This window comes from uncultured Shimia sp. (assembly GCF_947493595.1).
In the GTDB taxonomy this organism is placed as follows: domain Bacteria; phylum Pseudomonadota; class Alphaproteobacteria; order Rhodobacterales; family Rhodobacteraceae; genus Shimia.
The window spans coordinates 26,623-41,795 of record NZ_CANLRL010000007.1 but is presented as its reverse complement, the minus strand read 5'-3'; the positions used below and the strand labels follow the sequence as shown (position 1 = coordinate 41,795).

13 protein-coding genes are annotated in these 15,173 nt (G+C 57.3%); 2 read left to right on the top strand and 11 right to left on the bottom strand.

Annotated elements, in window-relative coordinates:
- Positions 1-34 precede the first annotated feature (34 nt).
- On the top strand, positions 35-1,894 hold the full coding sequence (locus Q0955_RS15630) for a N,N-dimethylformamidase beta subunit family domain-containing protein (protein ID WP_299425901.1): 1,860 nt from the start codon (positions 35-37) through the stop codon (positions 1,892-1,894).
- A gap of 428 nt (positions 1,895-2,322) precedes the next feature.
- On the opposite strand, the gene Q0955_RS15625 is transcribed toward Q0955_RS15630, so the two are convergent.
- The 6 genes from Q0955_RS15625 to Q0955_RS15600 form a co-directional block, all read right to left on the bottom strand.
- Entirely contained in the window at positions 2,323-3,960 is a 1,638-nt protein-coding gene (locus Q0955_RS15625) for a class I adenylate-forming enzyme family protein (protein WP_299425899.1), read from the bottom strand.
- Positions 3,957-4,739, bottom strand: a complete 783-nt coding sequence (locus Q0955_RS15620; protein WP_299425897.1) for an enoyl-CoA hydratase/isomerase family protein — start codon at positions 4,737-4,739, stop codon at positions 3,957-3,959. Before Q0955_RS15620 ends, Q0955_RS15625 begins: the two co-directional genes overlap by 4 nt.
- A gap of 17 nt (positions 4,740-4,756) precedes the next feature.
- Positions 4,757-5,545 (bottom strand): ABC transporter permease, encoded by a 789-nt coding sequence (locus tag Q0955_RS15615; RefSeq protein ID WP_299425894.1) that lies wholly within the window; start codon positions 5,543-5,545, stop codon positions 4,757-4,759.
- A complete protein-coding gene (locus tag Q0955_RS15610) occupies positions 5,545-6,366 on the bottom strand; it encodes an ABC transporter permease (RefSeq protein WP_299425891.1) in 822 nt (273 codons plus the stop codon). Before Q0955_RS15610 ends, Q0955_RS15615 begins: the two co-directional genes overlap by 1 nt.
- Before the next feature lie 87 nt (positions 6,367-6,453).
- On the bottom strand, positions 6,454-7,506 hold the full coding sequence (locus Q0955_RS15605) for an ABC transporter substrate-binding protein (RefSeq protein WP_299425888.1): 1,053 nt from the start codon (positions 7,504-7,506) through the stop codon (positions 6,454-6,456).
- Between the two features lie 24 nt (positions 7,507-7,530).
- A complete protein-coding gene (locus Q0955_RS15600; RefSeq protein WP_299425886.1) occupies positions 7,531-8,586 on the bottom strand; it encodes an ABC transporter ATP-binding protein in 1,056 nt (351 codons plus the stop codon).
- A gap of 168 nt (positions 8,587-8,754) precedes the next feature.
- On the opposite strand from Q0955_RS15600, the gene Q0955_RS15595 reads away from it, so the two are divergent.
- Positions 8,755-9,363, top strand: a complete 609-nt coding sequence (locus Q0955_RS15595) for a TetR/AcrR family transcriptional regulator (RefSeq protein WP_299425883.1) — start codon at positions 8,755-8,757, stop codon at positions 9,361-9,363.
- Positions 9,364-9,757: 394 nt separating this feature from the next.
- On the opposite strand, the gene Q0955_RS15590 is transcribed toward Q0955_RS15595, so the two are convergent.
- The 5 genes from Q0955_RS15590 to Q0955_RS15570 form a co-directional block, all read right to left on the bottom strand.
- Positions 9,758-11,257: an aldehyde dehydrogenase (NADP(+)) gene (locus tag Q0955_RS15590; RefSeq protein ID WP_299425880.1), complete on the bottom strand. Its 1,500-nt coding sequence runs from the start codon at positions 11,255-11,257 to the stop codon at positions 9,758-9,760.
- 66 nt (positions 11,258-11,323) lie between these two features.
- Positions 11,324-12,070: an SDR family NAD(P)-dependent oxidoreductase gene (locus Q0955_RS15585; RefSeq protein WP_299425877.1), complete on the bottom strand. Its 747-nt coding sequence runs from the start codon at positions 12,068-12,070 to the stop codon at positions 11,324-11,326.
- A 320-nt stretch (positions 12,071-12,390) separates the two neighbouring features.
- On the bottom strand, positions 12,391-13,113 hold the full coding sequence (locus Q0955_RS15580) for a FadR/GntR family transcriptional regulator (protein WP_299425874.1): 723 nt from the start codon (positions 13,111-13,113) through the stop codon (positions 12,391-12,393).
- Positions 13,089-13,805 (bottom strand): ribonuclease activity regulator RraA, encoded by a 717-nt coding sequence (locus tag Q0955_RS15575; RefSeq protein ID WP_299425871.1) that lies wholly within the window; start codon positions 13,803-13,805, stop codon positions 13,089-13,091. Before Q0955_RS15575 ends, Q0955_RS15580 begins: the two co-directional genes overlap by 25 nt.
- An 83-nt stretch (positions 13,806-13,888) precedes the next feature.
- On the bottom strand, positions 13,889-15,172 hold the full coding sequence (locus tag Q0955_RS15570) for a TRAP transporter large permease (protein ID WP_299425868.1): 1,284 nt from the start codon (positions 15,170-15,172) through the stop codon (positions 13,889-13,891).
- Position 15,173: the final 1 nt, after the last annotated feature.

The following is a 15,173-nucleotide window of genomic DNA, read 5'->3' as shown; positions in this document are numbered from 1 at the left end:
TTTTTTTCTACAATTATTTAAAGGGGGTACCCCAATGTCAGACGAGCTTGAAAGCAAGTCATCCAGCCCGAGCCCGGAAGCGCCAAACAAAGACACGGCGTCTCAGACCAACATAGACCGCAGAACCGTATTGAAGTCTGCGGCTGGTGTTGCGGCCGGGGCCACTGCTGGCCTAATGGCCTCAGACGCTGGGGCAACAGAGTTTGACGGGCTGGCAGACGCATTGGCTTCGCCGCTGCAACGCGACCGCATTCCGCCAAGTCAAGGCGCGCGCAACTGGGTGATGAACCTGCCGTATTGGTACGAGTTCCCGTCCAACGATCCCAACGATCTGGAGGTCTGGGGCTATACCGACAAGATGAGCTACGTGCCCGGTGACGAAGTGGCGCTGCATGTGAACACCACGGCAGAGAGCTATAAGCTGACCATCCAACGCGATGGCGCTGAACTTGAGACGGTTCAGGTGTCAGAGGGGCTGACGGCGGGCTATTATGAAACGCCAATTGATTGCTACGAAAAGGGCTGTGGCTGGCCAGTAAGCCACCGCTTCACCATTCCAGAAGATTGGAAATCCGGTAGGTATGTCCTTGTGCTTGAGGTTGAACGTGATGGCGTGACCATTGAGCAAGAGGCGTTCTTCACCCTGCGGGCCAAAGATCCGGGCGCAAACAGCGATATTCTGTTCATTCTATCGACGGGCACATGGCTGGCTTATACCGATTTTGGCGGCGGCAGCGCCTATCGTATCCCACCCGAAGCCGGCGGCGGCGGCATGGAAACCCGTGACACGGCCTACTCGGTGACACAGCACATTCACCGCCCGTGGGCGCGTGGGTTTATCCGTCAACCCGAAGGCACGCCAACCTGGGGCTGGAAACCACGCCGCTATGAGGATTTCCCAATTGGCTCCCCGCCACGTTACCCGTCCACAGAGTACTATCTGGCCAACGGTCTGAGCTTCAAAAACATGCTGGCCGGTTGGGCTGGCTATGACAGCCATTTTGCACGCTGGGCGGAGCGGGAAGGCTACAACATCGAATACGCCAGCCAGCACGATTTTGTTGAGCACCCCAACTTGCTCGACAAATACAAGATGTGCGTGACGGTGGGGCATGACGAGTATGTCACGCCGGAAAACCGCAACGCCTTTGACCGGTTTATCGAGGCCGGCGGTAAGTTTGCGCGCTTTGCCGGCAACATCAACTGGCAGGTGCGGTACGAAGATGGCGTGCAGATCTGTTACAAACACCAGCACGAGAAAGACCCGGTCTGGGCCGACCCTTCAACGCGGCATCTGGCGTCGACCTGGTGGCATCAGCATGATGGGGCCAACAACCCGCCGGTGACCACTTGGGGCGTGAACGGCCACAAGGGGGTCTATGCGATGATAGGTGGCGCGACGCCGCGTGGCGCGGGCGGCTTTACCGTCTATCGCAACAAGCACTGGGCCTTTGCGGATGCGGATCAGTACTACGGTGACATCCTTGGCGGATCGGTGCCGGTGATTGGATCTGAAGTGGACGGGATCGAATACACCTTCCGCTACGGGCTGCCCTATCCAACGGGCGAAGACGGTGCGCCGATGGATTTGGAAATCCTGGCATTGGCGCCTGCCATTGCGGGGGAAGAGACCGACCACGGCCATCCGCCAGAAGCACATTTCCTTGGGCCAGCGGAGCGCGACGCGGTGCAATATGTGGAAACACTTGGTTTGGAGGTTACTCCCGAAAACCTCGACAAGTTTGTACGCGGCTGTGCGGCGATCACCAACATGAAGAAAGGCAAAGGCGAAGTCTTCTGTGTTGGCACGTTGCAATGGGTGCACGGGCTGACGCAAGGCGAACGCTTTGTCGAAGCGGTGACACGCACGGTGATTGACCGCTACTCGGCGTAGCACGTGGTTATCTAGGAGCGGCCCCTAAAACGGGGCCACTCTTTTTGGGATGCAAGTTGCCGTACCATCTGCGCGGTGAAGTTTTGAAATTTTGCTCAGTCCTGTTTCTAACATTTCAACGCGACTTCGTGGCGCAATAGGACTTGGTGACATGGGAAGCTTTTTGGGCCCTTTGCCAAACTAATTCTTTGGACTGACTTCAGGAACTTCTCCTTCAAAGGCCGCTTTATTCGGGATAGAAGCCTTTGGAACAACGCGCGGCGAACTTCCGGAAACCGCCCTTGTATCGACTGTAGCTTCCGGCCCAAAGCGGCCTTTGCTGTTAAGTCTGAGCAATGGTTGCTTTTGGGTCAAAGCGTAGCCCGACACCCCAGCAAAAGTGAGTTTTCGTTGCGTTTGTATGCGCACCTCCCCCCACCCCCAAACCTTTAGCGATTGAGAAGGTCAAAAACCGTTTTGTCGCTGATAGTAGCCATCAATTGGCAATCAAAGACTGGTCCAGACACGTTGCCGACAGCTATCTGCGACTTGGCAATCTTGTTGGTGGCGGTGCGTGGAAAGTCCTGCACGTAGCCAATGTAGCGTGGGCGCTTGAAGGCTGCGAGACAAGCGGCGTGGTCTTTGATTGCCGTTGCGGGCATTTCATCCACAGACACGCCTTCTGCGAGCTTGACCAGCACCATGACCTCTTCCCGGCGCATGTCATCCGGAACGGCAAAGGCGGCGGCTTCGGCAATCTGAGGGGCTTCGCGCATGGCTGCCTCCACTTCGGAAGCAGAGATGTTTTCGCCAGCGCGTTTGATCATCTCTTTGAGGCGGCCCACTATCCGGTGATAGCCGTTTTCATCCTTCACAAACAAATCGCCGGAGCGGAACCAATCGCCATCAAAGCTGTCCGCATTGGCGTCCGGGCGCTTGTAGTAGCCCAGCATGATCGCACGTCCGCGGACCTGCAGTTCGCCTGGCGTGTTGGGCGGGCATTCGTTACCATTCTCATCCACAACGCGCGTCTCGCGGTACGGGGCAGCCAACCCGCAGCTGTTGGTTTTCAAGATGTCTCCGGCCGCTTCCGGGCAGATGATGGCGGGCCCAACCTCGGTCATGCCAAAGCTGTCGCGGGCGGCAAGATTGAACCGCGCTTCTGCTTCGGCACGCGCAGAGGGGCGCCAACCAAAGGCATGCACGAATTTCAGTGGAATCTGCGCGTCACGCTCTGACGGCGGCACCGTTTTCAGGATGGGCTCCGGCAGCACACAGTAATGCGCCTCATGGTCATGCATCCAGCCGAGGAACTTGGTCAGGCTCATTTTGGAGGCGACAATCGCTTTGCCGCCGATCGCCATGGCGGACAGGAAGGACCACTGCCCGTCCATGTAGAAAAACGGCGCCCAGAAAAAGAGGTTGCGATTGCCATAGTGGTTGTGCACCTGCGCAATCGAATGGCTCAACACAATCCAGTAGTCCTGCGTCAGCATGCAGCCTTTCGGGAAACCCGTGGTGCCGCTGGTGTATTGCAGATTGGCCAGATCCGTTGCGGCAATGGGATAGCCGGGATCAAACGCTGCCAGCGGTCCGCCAATTTCCAAACACCCCAACTCGCCGTCTTCGAGCACAATGGGATCGTTGAGCAATACCGGTCGGTTCTGCATGGCCTCAAAAGCTGGCATGAATTCAGCAGCCAGGATTAAGGCCTGCGCGTCCGATTGATTCAGGATGTAGTCCAGTTCTTTGCCACCGTATGCGGTGTTGACCGGCACAATCACCGCGCCAATTTTCATGATTGCAAACCAAAGCAAAACCGAGGCCGGACCATTCGGCAGCATCACGGCAATATGTGCGCCTTTGCGATAGCCGGCCCCTAACAGATTGGCGGCGACGCGGTTAGAGCGCTCGTGTAACGCGCGGTAGCTGAGTTGCGCCCCGTCCTGAAAGTAATCAATCGCAATGGCATCGCCATACCGCTCCGCTTGGGCGGCACAAAAGGCTGGCAGGCTTTCTGGAAAGCCTGTGGCGTCGAGCTTTTTTGCAAGCGCATCAATTTCTAACTGTCCGGCGTGGGAGGTCATTCTGCCGCCTCCTTGTCCGCCAATGGGGGCTGCGTGGACTGAACAGAGCGCGCGAGGCGGTACATGTGGCCTGCGGTGGCCATGGCATCGGCGCGGCTCATGTCAAAACTGCGCTGATAGCTTTCCATTTCCACCCGAATGCCCAGCGGCGGGTGGGACGCGATGCGTTCCGCTGCGGCCTGCGCGGTGGACAAGAGGTCTTCCGGTGCGACAACCTTGTTAACGAGGAACATGCGCGCGGCCTCTTCGGCATCGATTTTGCCGCCAAGCAGCAGTAGCTCCATAGCTGCGGTGTGCGGGATCATCCGACCCAGCGACAGCGCCGCCCCGGCGCCGCCCATGCCATAAGCGATCTCGGGCATGCCAAACACAGCGTTGGACGCGGCATAACGGATATCGGTCAGCAGGTTGAAGTAGATGAATCCCTGGCCAAAGCAGTAGCCATTGGCCGCGCCGACGATGGGTTTATAGCGCGCCAGCGTCATCACCTCATGCTCCCATCCGGGGTATTCTTGCGTATCAAACGAACGCGAGGGGTTGAGATGACGGTCGACAATCTCCTCGCGGGTGCGGTCTGGCCTCTTGGATTTGATGTCATCCCCCGCGCAGAACGACCGCTCACCTGCACCTGTGAGGATACCGCAACGCACCTCCCGATCCGCGACAAACTCTTGCAGCACTTCAAACATTTGTTTGTGCATTGCCGGGGTGAAAACATTCACCGGCGGGTTGTCGATGGTGATTGTGGCGATATGGCCGGATTTTTCGTATTTCAACATGGTTTGGGTCTCCGGTCTTAGTCGTTTTGTTTGGCTTCTGCGCGGCGGCGCAAGAATTCCGCGCCGGTCATGGCAACGGTGGTCACCAGCACAAAGAACACGCTCACAGCCGCGATGGTTGGGTTGATTTCAAACCGCAGGTCGTTCCAGATCCGCATCGGCAGGGTCTCGGCACTCGACATCAGGAAGAGCGAGATAATGAGCTCATCAAAACTGACGAAGAAGGCAAAGATCCCTGCCGACAGGATTGCCGGTGTGAGTGGCGGCAGGGTAGCGGTCAAAAAGGCTTGGATTGGCCCCGCGCCCATGATGCGGGCGGCTTTTTCGAGGGTTGGGTCGATCTGACGATAAGCAGTGCCCACCATCAGCACCACAAACGGCAGGCCGATCGCGGCATGGGCACAGATCAGGGTGAGTTCGTTGTCGCTCACCCCCATGCGGATGGCAAAGATGAACACCCCAAGCGCCACGATGATATTGGGCACGATGGCAGGCGCCACAAAGATGCCGGTCAGAATGCCGGAGGTCTTGCTGCGGCGACGGCCGAGGCCAACCACCGAAAGGGTGCCGACAAAGGTGGCCAGCAGGCTTGCCCCAAGAGCCACACGCAGGGAGCGGAATGTGGCAGACATCCAGACCGGGTCGCTGAAGTAGGCTTTGTACCAACGCAGGCCAAACTCCTCAGGCGGGAAGCTCAGAAAACGCCCGTTGGAAAAAGAGATCGGCACAACGATCAGGATCGGGAAGAACAGGAACAGCACAACCAGCACATAGAACGCCAGCAGGAGTGGATTTCTCTCACGCATCAGTGAGCCTCCTCGTTGTGGTGCACAAGTTTGGCTGAAGCTGTGCGCACAACGGTCAGAATAGCGAGCGTAGCCACCAGCAGGACAATGGCCAAGGCGGCGGCAAAGCCCCAGTTTGTCTGGCTGACCTGATTGCTGATCACATTGGCCATGAGCACATCTTTGCGGCCACCAATCAGGGCCGGCACGATGAAGAAGCCTATCGACAGAATGAAAACAATCAACGTGCCGGTGATCGCGCCTTCAGCAGACAGCGGCAGGAAAACTTCACGAAAAGCTTTGCGTGGGCTGGCGCCCATAATGCGGGCGGCCCGCAGCAAGGATTGGTCGATTTCGGTCATCGACGAAAAGCAGGTCACGATCAGGATCGGCAGCATGATTTGAACCATGCCCACATAGACCGCGCCGGTGGTGAAGAGCATTTTGATGGGAGCGTCAATCAAGCCGACGGCAAGCAGTGATTGGTTGATGATGCCTTCCTTGCCGAGCACCACCATCCAGGCATAGGTGCGCGCCAGAATGGACATCCACATCGGCACCAACACCAGAAACATCAGAAACGGGCGACGAGATGGCGGTTGCCGCACGATGAAATAGGCAATCGGATAGCCGATAAGCAGGCAAACCAGGGCAACCACCGCAGACACCTGCAACGTGTTCCAGAAGATCCGCATATAGGCGCCGCGCGTGGCGAAGCGCTCAAAATGATCCAGGGAAAAGACCGGGTCAAACAGGCCCTGCTGAAACACAATCCCGACGGGGATCAGGAACATCACAGCAATCAGCACGATACCCGGTATCAATGTCAGCCGTTTGCGCATCTTCTGGCTCCGATTGGCTTGCGTTTTGAAAAAGGGCGGGCCACCGCGAATGAGGAGGAGGGTAAACGGTGGCCCGAGGAAGACGGATTATTCGAAGATCCAGTCTTCCCAGCGTTCTTTCAGCTCACTGAGGTTCTTGCCCCAGAACACCGCGTCGGTCACAAACTGGCCGTCGATGTTGTTGGGATGGGTCGGCATCATCACACCTTTTTCTTCAGGGATGTGATCGTAGAGCCCTTTGACCATCGCCGGGTATGGCACCATTGAGGCAAACTGCGCACTGCGCTCCGGGCTGGTCATCATATAGCTGATGTATTTCTGGCCGAGATCGGCTTTCTCCGAGCCTTTCACAATCGCCACATAGGACGCCTTGATGCCGCCACCGTTCCAATTGATCTCAACTGGCACGCCTTCTTCGGCAAGCTTGGTGATGCGCCCGTTCCAAGCCGAGGTGTAAGCCACTTCTCCGTCCGACAGCATTTGCACCGGCTGTGCGCCTGCGGTCCACCAAGCGGTGATGTAAGGCTTGATCTCGTCAAGCTTGGCAAAAGCGCGGTCTTGCCCCTCTTCGGTGGCCAGCACGGTGTAGACGTCGGCGGGCGCGACACCATCCGCGATCAGCGCGAACTCGAGGTTGTCAATCGGCTGGTTCTGCAGCGCGCGGCCGCCTGGGAAGGTTTCAACATCCCAAAAGTCGGCCCAGGAGGTCATCTGTTTGCCTTCTGGCAACTGGTCGGTGCGCACCGCCATAATGGTGGAGAAGGTTGCGGCAATGCCAGCATCTGCCAGCTTTGCATCCTGTGGAAGCACGCCGTCCGGATCAATTGCCGCCCAGTCCAAAGGTTCCAGCCAACCCGACAAAGATGCAGTGGCATACTCGATGGGGTTCAGTTCTGCGACATCCCAGGCAACCTTGCCGGCCACCTGCATCGCCTTAAGCGCGGAGGCGCGGTCCGAGGTGGCCAGAGCATTCACGGTCACCCCGGTTTCGGCGGCAAACGGATCGTCAAACACGCCTTTCATCACCTGCGCCAGACCACCGCCGGACCCGGCGTAGGTCAAGGTGTCGTCAGCAAAGGCAACCGATGCAGCCAGCGTGGCGCTCACGGTCAGTGCGGTCAATTTGGATAGCTGTGTCATGTCTCTCTCCCTAAAAGTCACAAGTCAGTCGGCCAAAGGCGCTGCATCCGCCGGATCAAAGGCCAGTTTGATAGCCTCCCCGGTGTGCGGCATGCGATCATGGCCAGACCGTTGGCTGCGAACCTCCAGCAGCCGCCCCGAAGACAGGCGCACCATCTGCGCCACCACCGGGCCATAAAAGGTCTCGTCCTGCACAGTGCCTTCAAAGATCGTTTTGTCGGTCGGCGCATCACCCAGAACCACACGGATGCGCTCGGGGCGCAGGCTGATGGCCACCGCATTGGCATCTGGCATTGGAATTTCGATGCCCATGTCCGGTACGCTGGCCTTGCCGTCCACGACATTGGCCAGATCAAACATGTTAGACTGACCGATAAAGTCGGCGACAAACCGCGTGCGGGGACGATCGTAAAGCGCTTCTGGCGCATCAATCTGCACAATCTCGCCCCCTGCCAGAATGGCAATTCGGTCTGACATGGTCAGCGCCTCGGTTTGATCGTGGGTGACAAAAAGGACGGTGGTGCCGATCTCGCGGTGAATGCGGCGGATTTCTTCCTGCAGCTCTTCCCGCAACTTCAGATCCAGCGCGCTGAGGCATTCATCCATCAGCAGAACTGGCGGCTCAAACACCACCGCCCGCGCAAGGGCAACACGCTGGCGCTGACCACCAGAAAGCGCTGCCGGCTTGCGAGCCGCAAAATCTCCAAGCTGCACCATGTCCAGTGCGGCCTTTACTCGTGTGTTGATCTCGGCCTGCGCCACTTTGCGCATCTTGAGTGGAAACGCGACATTCTCCGCAACGGTTTTGTGCGGAAACAACGCGAAGTTCTGAAACACCATACCCACATTGCGGTGCTCCGGTGCCACGCCTGTCAGGGGACGGTCATCAATAAACACCTCGCCGGACGTTGCGTCCGAAAACCCTGCAAGGATGTTCAGCGCTGTGGATTTCCCGGACCCGGATGCCCCCAGCAACGTCACAAATTCACCCGGTGCAATGTCGAGGTTGAAATCGGAAAGCGCCACCGTGGCCCCAAAGGACTTGGTCACATTTTCGAAGTGAACGCGGGAACCCTGCATGTGTGATCCATTTTTGAACATCGTGTCTTATTTTCTCACCTTGACCAAAATTAGACACTGTGTCAATAAATTTCCATGCAGCTAACAAATGCCCAAACGTCAAACGAAAAAAGTTACTCCTTAGAGGGGTTTAGCGTTGCCGACCTTTTGGAGAGCCGTGCCCGATCAATGCAAAAGCGACGCAAACGCGTACGCACTCGAGCCGCTTTGCTGGCGGTTGCTGCGCGGGAATTGGAAGCGGTTGGCTATGATTCACTCACGGTGGATCACCTCGCCGGCGCGGCAGGAATGGTGCGCGGCACCTTCTATTTGTACTTTCAAAGCCGCTCCGCCATTGTCCGCGCCGTTTTGCACAAGTACTGGGCTTTGATGCGTATCCACCGCCCCCGCGGCGGCGGCTTGGACCTCAAGGACTCCATCCACCGCGCAAACCGGTATTCTGTGATGCTGGCTGCCAAAAACCCACGTCTTCTCGAGGCCCGCGAGATGCTTTTGCGCGAAGACCCGGAGGTGGCCAAGCGCATGGCTACAGTGAACCGATTGTGGTCAGAGCGGATTGTGCGCGACTTGGTCAAACGCGATTTGACCTCACCAGATAATTCGGACCATCAGTTTGTCCGCCTCAAAGCCCGCGCCGTGATCAATATGTCTGATACATTGCTGTCAGACGTGCATCGGCTGTCAGGCTGGGATGACACTGACGGCCCGATCGATCTCGAACTCATCATTCGCGTAATGGATGATCTGTGGTACCGGTCTCTATATTTGGCGAAATAGCCTCCAGCGTAGTTCGGAACTTCTATGTTCAAAATTTCACGCGCATTTTTGCAGCCACGAAATCGCAAGATCAACGCGGCGCAAAGCTTTGCATCCCTCGTCATAAATAGCTGACCATTGACGAATGCGCAGCGAACGTCTGCTTTCCGCCCTTATAGCCAATCGTGACTTTGGGCGGGAAGCAGACCTTCGCTGCACGTTCGATCAACGTCCGCAAAGACTTGCGCTCCACCAAACTCTATCACAGCCTAAAAGCCGAACCTGCACGGTTCAAAAAATGGCTAAAACCACCGTCCAACAGCAGAAAAACACTGTCAAATGAGACGCATCAGCTGATCCCGCTTTTGCAGCAGCGGTCACCGGCGCACAACCGCCCTCTCAACTTATTGAAGCTTTAAGTCCCCACAAACTCCGCCATGTCCTGATAACACACCAATCGCAGCCAGCGTTCGATTGCCATCGTGCCCACCGAGGTTGCACCAAAATTGGTTGAAGCAGGGAAAGGTCCGCCATGTACCATCGCGTCGCAGACCTCGACACCCGTTGGGAAGCCGTTAGCTAACAGGCGTCCCGCTTTTCGTTCCAGAATGGGCAGCAGAGTTCGGACCGCATCTTGGTCTCCCTGATTGCACTGCACTGTGCAGGTCAGTTGACCTTTCAAAGAAGTCGCCACCTCTTCCATCTCATCCAGACTGGAAAGCTTCACCACAAGACCAAGGGGACCAAACACTTCTTCGGACAGGTCGTCGTTGCGGAACCAGTCTTCCACCGAGGTAACAAACACGCTTGGTGCAGCGGACCGATCTGACGCAGCCTGCCCCTTCACAAGACAGGTCACGCCGTCCAAACGCGCCATATGGTCGCGGCCTTTGTAAAAAGCCTCGGCAATGCCAGACGTCAGCATGGTTTGTGCAGCCTGACCCTCAAGTGCGTCTTGCGCCGCCGCAAGAAAGGCCTCTGCGCCATCACTCTCCAGCAGAAAAACAACACCGGGGTTGGTGCAGAACTGCCCAGCGCCCATGGTCAAGGACGCCGCCCACTCCGCGCCAATCTCTGCGCCACGAGCCGAGAGCGCTTCCGGCATCAGGAACATCGGGTTCACGGAGCCCAGCTCGCCAAAGAACGGAATGGGTTCTGGCCTTCGGGCGCAGAGATCATACAGCGCGCGGCCGCCGCGCAGGGAGCCGGTAAAGCCAACCGCGGTGATCAGCGGATGCTGGACCAGCGTCTGCCCCACCTCAAAGCCACCGCCTTGGATCAAAGAAAAGACCCCGGGGTGCAGGCCGCATTTCTGAATGGCAGCATCAATGGCTTGCGCAATGATGTCTCCGGTTGCTGGATGTGCCGAATGCCCGCGTAAAACCACAGGACACCCCGCCGCCAAAGCGGAGGCGGTGTCTCCGCCAGCAGTGGAGAAGGCCAACGGGAAGTTGGACGCCCCAAACACCGCCACAGGCCCAATCGGGCGTTTGGTCAAACGCAGATCGGGGCGCGGAAGCGGCTGACGGTTCGGTAAGGCAGGATCATGCTTCTCGCCCAGGTACGCTCCGTCCAGAATATGGGAGGCAAACAAGCGCAATTGGCCGGTGGTGCGCCCGCGTTCACCCTGAAGCCGCGCTTCCGGAAGGCCGGTTTCCTCACAGCCAAACTGTGTAACCAGATCTGCACGGGCCTCAATTTCGTCGGCAATGGTGTTGAGGAAGACCGCGCGCGTTTCCACCGAGGTGGTGCTGTAGCTCCAAAAGGCGTCTTCAGCGGCTTGTGCGGCCTGATCCACAAGAGCTGTGGTACCCGCTGCAAAGGTGCGGCTTTCGCCAATTGCTGGATCAGAGACAAAGGAGTCATCTGCTCCAAGCCACGCGCCCGCGATCAAATGTTTGCCGTGCAATGCCATGGCCTTCCCTCTTGGTTTGGGTGAGGTGTGCCGCCAAGACCGGAGAGCCTCAGCGGCGTATATTGCTTAGGAGAACAGCATTCCGCCGTTGATATCGACGTTGGTGCCGGTGACAAACGACGCTTCGTCAGAAGCAAGGAACACCGCCAGTTTGGCCACTTCTTCAGAGGTGCCTTCACGCTTCAGTGGCGTAATGTTGGCCACATGGCTGCGCACCTCCGGCTTGGTGAAAATGTTGTGGAAATCGGTGTCGATCATGCCGGGGCACAGGGAGTTGACGCGGATTTTGGGGCCAAGCTCTTTGGCAAGGCCACGGGTCAGGGTCATCAGCGCGCCTTTGGAGGCGCCGTAGGCTGAGGCGCCGGGGCCGCCGCCGTCGCGCCCAGCTTGTGAGGCCAGCCCCACGATGGCGGAGCCCTCTGGCATGTGCGGAATGCACTCGCGCACGGCGAGCACAAAAGAGGTGAGGTTCACATCCATCACCGCATTCCAGTGTTCCAGCGTCATTTCCGCCATCGGCACACGGGCCAGAATGCCGCCAGACACATGGATCAGGCTGTCCACCTGCCCATAGGTTTCAACGGTTTTGGCCACAAGCGCTTTGACGTCCGCCTCCTTTGTCATGTCGCCCTGCATCGCAAGAGCTTTGCCGCCGACTGCGGTGATCTCCGTAACAGCACTATCTGCGCCTTCCGAACTGGCGAAATAGTTGATGGCCACGTTTGCACCCCGCGCAGCGAGTTCCATCACGGTGGCCCGACCAATGTCACGCCCGCCGCCAGTCACAATCACTGTTTTGCCGTTCAAGTCCATTTTTGTCTCCGTTTTTGTTGGCGGCAGATTGTCCGCGAGTTGGGCCGCATAGATCACGCGCCGCCGCCAGGCCCTGCGCATAACAAATCAACGCATAGTCAATCCGCCCAAAACCGGATTTGCTCCAGACCTACCTCACGGCCAACAAATCAACAATACAAATTTTTACAAATATGAAAATTCGTCAAAATTTTGTTTTCAAAGAGTTCCGGAAACAAACAGAAAGGGCGCCCCAAGTAAGGGGCACCCTTCTAACAAATACTAACAACAAGTCTCTCTACGGGAACCAAGACCCTCCACAGCCGGCTTGCAACGGCTGTTTAACCCTCAAAAACCCGCTTACGAGCATTCTCGACATGGGCCCGCATCGCAATCCGTGCGGCGTCCGCGTCCTGCTTCTCAATCGCATCAATGATCGCGTAATGCTCGCGCTGCACCCTCTCCATCCGCTCCTGCGGTTTGGTCAGCGAGAGGTTGCGGGTTAGATTCAACCCCGTGAGAATATTGCTCTTCATCGACGACCGCGCGGCGGAGAAATACTGATTGCCGGAGGCAGCACAGATCGCTTCGTGGAAGTCTTCATCAGTATCGACCCCCAGCTCCCCTTCCCGAATGCACCGGTCCAGCTCCGTCAAAAGCGCACGCATTTTGGCAAGATCCGCGTCGGTGCGCCGCTGCGCTGCCAGATAGGCCGCCTCCCCTTCAATTGCGGCGCGAAATTCAAACGTCCGCTGAATATCGGCAATCGACCCAACCGGCGCAAAATCCAGAACCGCCCCTTCAGGACGCCGCTGAACAAAAGACCCGGAGCCCTGACGAGACACAATCACTCCATCTTCACGCAGTTGCTTTAAAGCTTGGCGCAGCACCGGCCTCGACACTTCCAATTGTTCACTTAAGGCGTGCTCGGTTGGAAGCTTAGCGCCCACCGGCGTCTCCCCTTTGGAGATCATGGAAAGGATCTTCTCGTATACTTGGTCAGACAGGGTGCGATCCCGCCCTGATTTGGTTGCGATCTTTACCGGTTGTTTTGTTGTCGCCATTGCGCAAACTTATCCATCGTTCCGGGGTCCGTTGGCGGGTAAAGGCCAAATGTAGACGCCCCCTGCTGCACCATCTCCAGAACGAAGTCCTCAAAGACAGTCATACTTTTAGCCTCAACGGCCACTTCATCAACGAGGTGCACAGGAATGCAAACCACCCCTTCGTTGTCACCCACCAGTATATCGCCGGGAAACACGGAAACACCACCACATGCTATGGCATCATTGATCGCAACCGCATGGTGTTTGGTCAAGTTTGTTGGTGCACTGGGACGGGTGTGGTAGGCGGGCATGTCCAAAACAGAGATCTCCGGCGTGTCGCGGAAGCCGCCGTCCGTCACAATCCCCTGACAGCCCAGCGCTTGTAGGCGCGTCACAAGGATACAGCCAGCTGAAGCCGCAGTGGCATCCATGCGGGAGTCGATCACAAACACCGCGCCTTCGGGACACTCTTCGACGCCTTTGCGCTGTGGATTTTCGCGGTCTGCAAAGGAGTCCAGCCCATCCAGATCCTCACGTGCGGGGATATAGCGCAGGGTGTAAGCCGGGCCGACCATGTTTTTGCCGGGGTTCATGCGATGTGGCCCTTGGATAAAGATGTTGCGAAAACCACGGCGAAAAAGTGCGGTTGTCAGCGTTGCTGTGCTGACAGTCATCAGGATATCCCGAGTTTCTTGTTTTAACTTGGTCATGGGAGACACCTTTGTTATTTGGGGTCGGGGAGTGAACGTTAGGGAAGTTGCGCGACCGATCGGTGGCCAACCGCGCACAGAGATCATTTGATCAGCAGAGATGGCAGATAGAGCGACACCGCTGGAACATAGGTGACCAGGATCAAGGCCGCCAAGATCGCAATGTAAAAAGGCCAGATCGATTTCAACGTCTCCTCGATCCTGATCTTGCCCACCGCACAGCCAACAAAGAGGCAGGTGCCAACTGGCGGGGTGCACAGGCCGAGGCCAAGGTTGACCAGCAGCATGATGCCAAATTGGGTGGGGTCCATGCCGAGGTTTTTAACCACAGGCAGGAAAATCGGCGTGCAGATCAGGATGAGCGCCGCCATGTCCATGATCATGCCCAGAACCAGCAACATCACGTTGATCATCAGCAGAACAAAGATCTTCTCCTGCGAAATGCCCAGCATAAACTCGCTCAGCTTGGTCGGCACCTGATAAAGCGCCAGCAAGTAGGCAAAGGAGCTGGCAAAGCCAATTAGAACCATCACCATAGAAGTGGTGCGCACCGAAGAGATCACAGCGGTTTTAAAGCCGTGCCAATCCAAAGTCCGATAGACAAAGAATGTCAACAACAGCGCGTAAATCGCCCCAAACGCACCAGATTCTGTAACGGTAAACACACCAGACAATACCCCACCCACGATGATCACGGCGGTGATCAGGCCAGGGATCGCACCCAATGCAGCCACACCCACCGCGCGCCATCCAGGAAAGGCCTCCGCAGGGTATTCATGTTTGATGGCAATGACATAAGCTGCAATCGCCAGACAGACGCACATCAGGATGCCGGGAATCACACCTGCCAAAAACAGCTTGGAGATGGAGATGCCGCCGCCAGCCGCAACAGCGAAGATGATCATGTTGTGGCTTGGGGGGATCACGATGCCCGCGATGGAGGACGTCACCGTCACGTTCACCGCGTAGTCAGGTTTGTACCCCCGTTCTTTCATCACCGGCACAAGGATCGAGCCCAGCGCCGAGATGTCCGCCACAGCAGAGCCGGAAATGCCGCCAAACAACATGCTGGAGAAGATGTTCACCGAGGCCAGACCGCCGCGCACATGGCCAACCAAAGCCGAGGCAAAAGTCACCAGCCGCTTGGCAATGCCGCCATGCATCATCAACTCACCGGCAAAGACAAAGAAAGGAATTGCCAACAGCGAGAACACAGAGATGCCGGACACGGAGCGCTGGAACGTCAACAGCAGCGGGAAGCCTTCGTAGGCAAAGGTGACAAGCGCGGCAATGCCCATGGCAAAGGCCACTGGTAGCCCCAAAATGACGGTGCCAAAAAAGACACCCAATAGAATAGCCAAACCCATG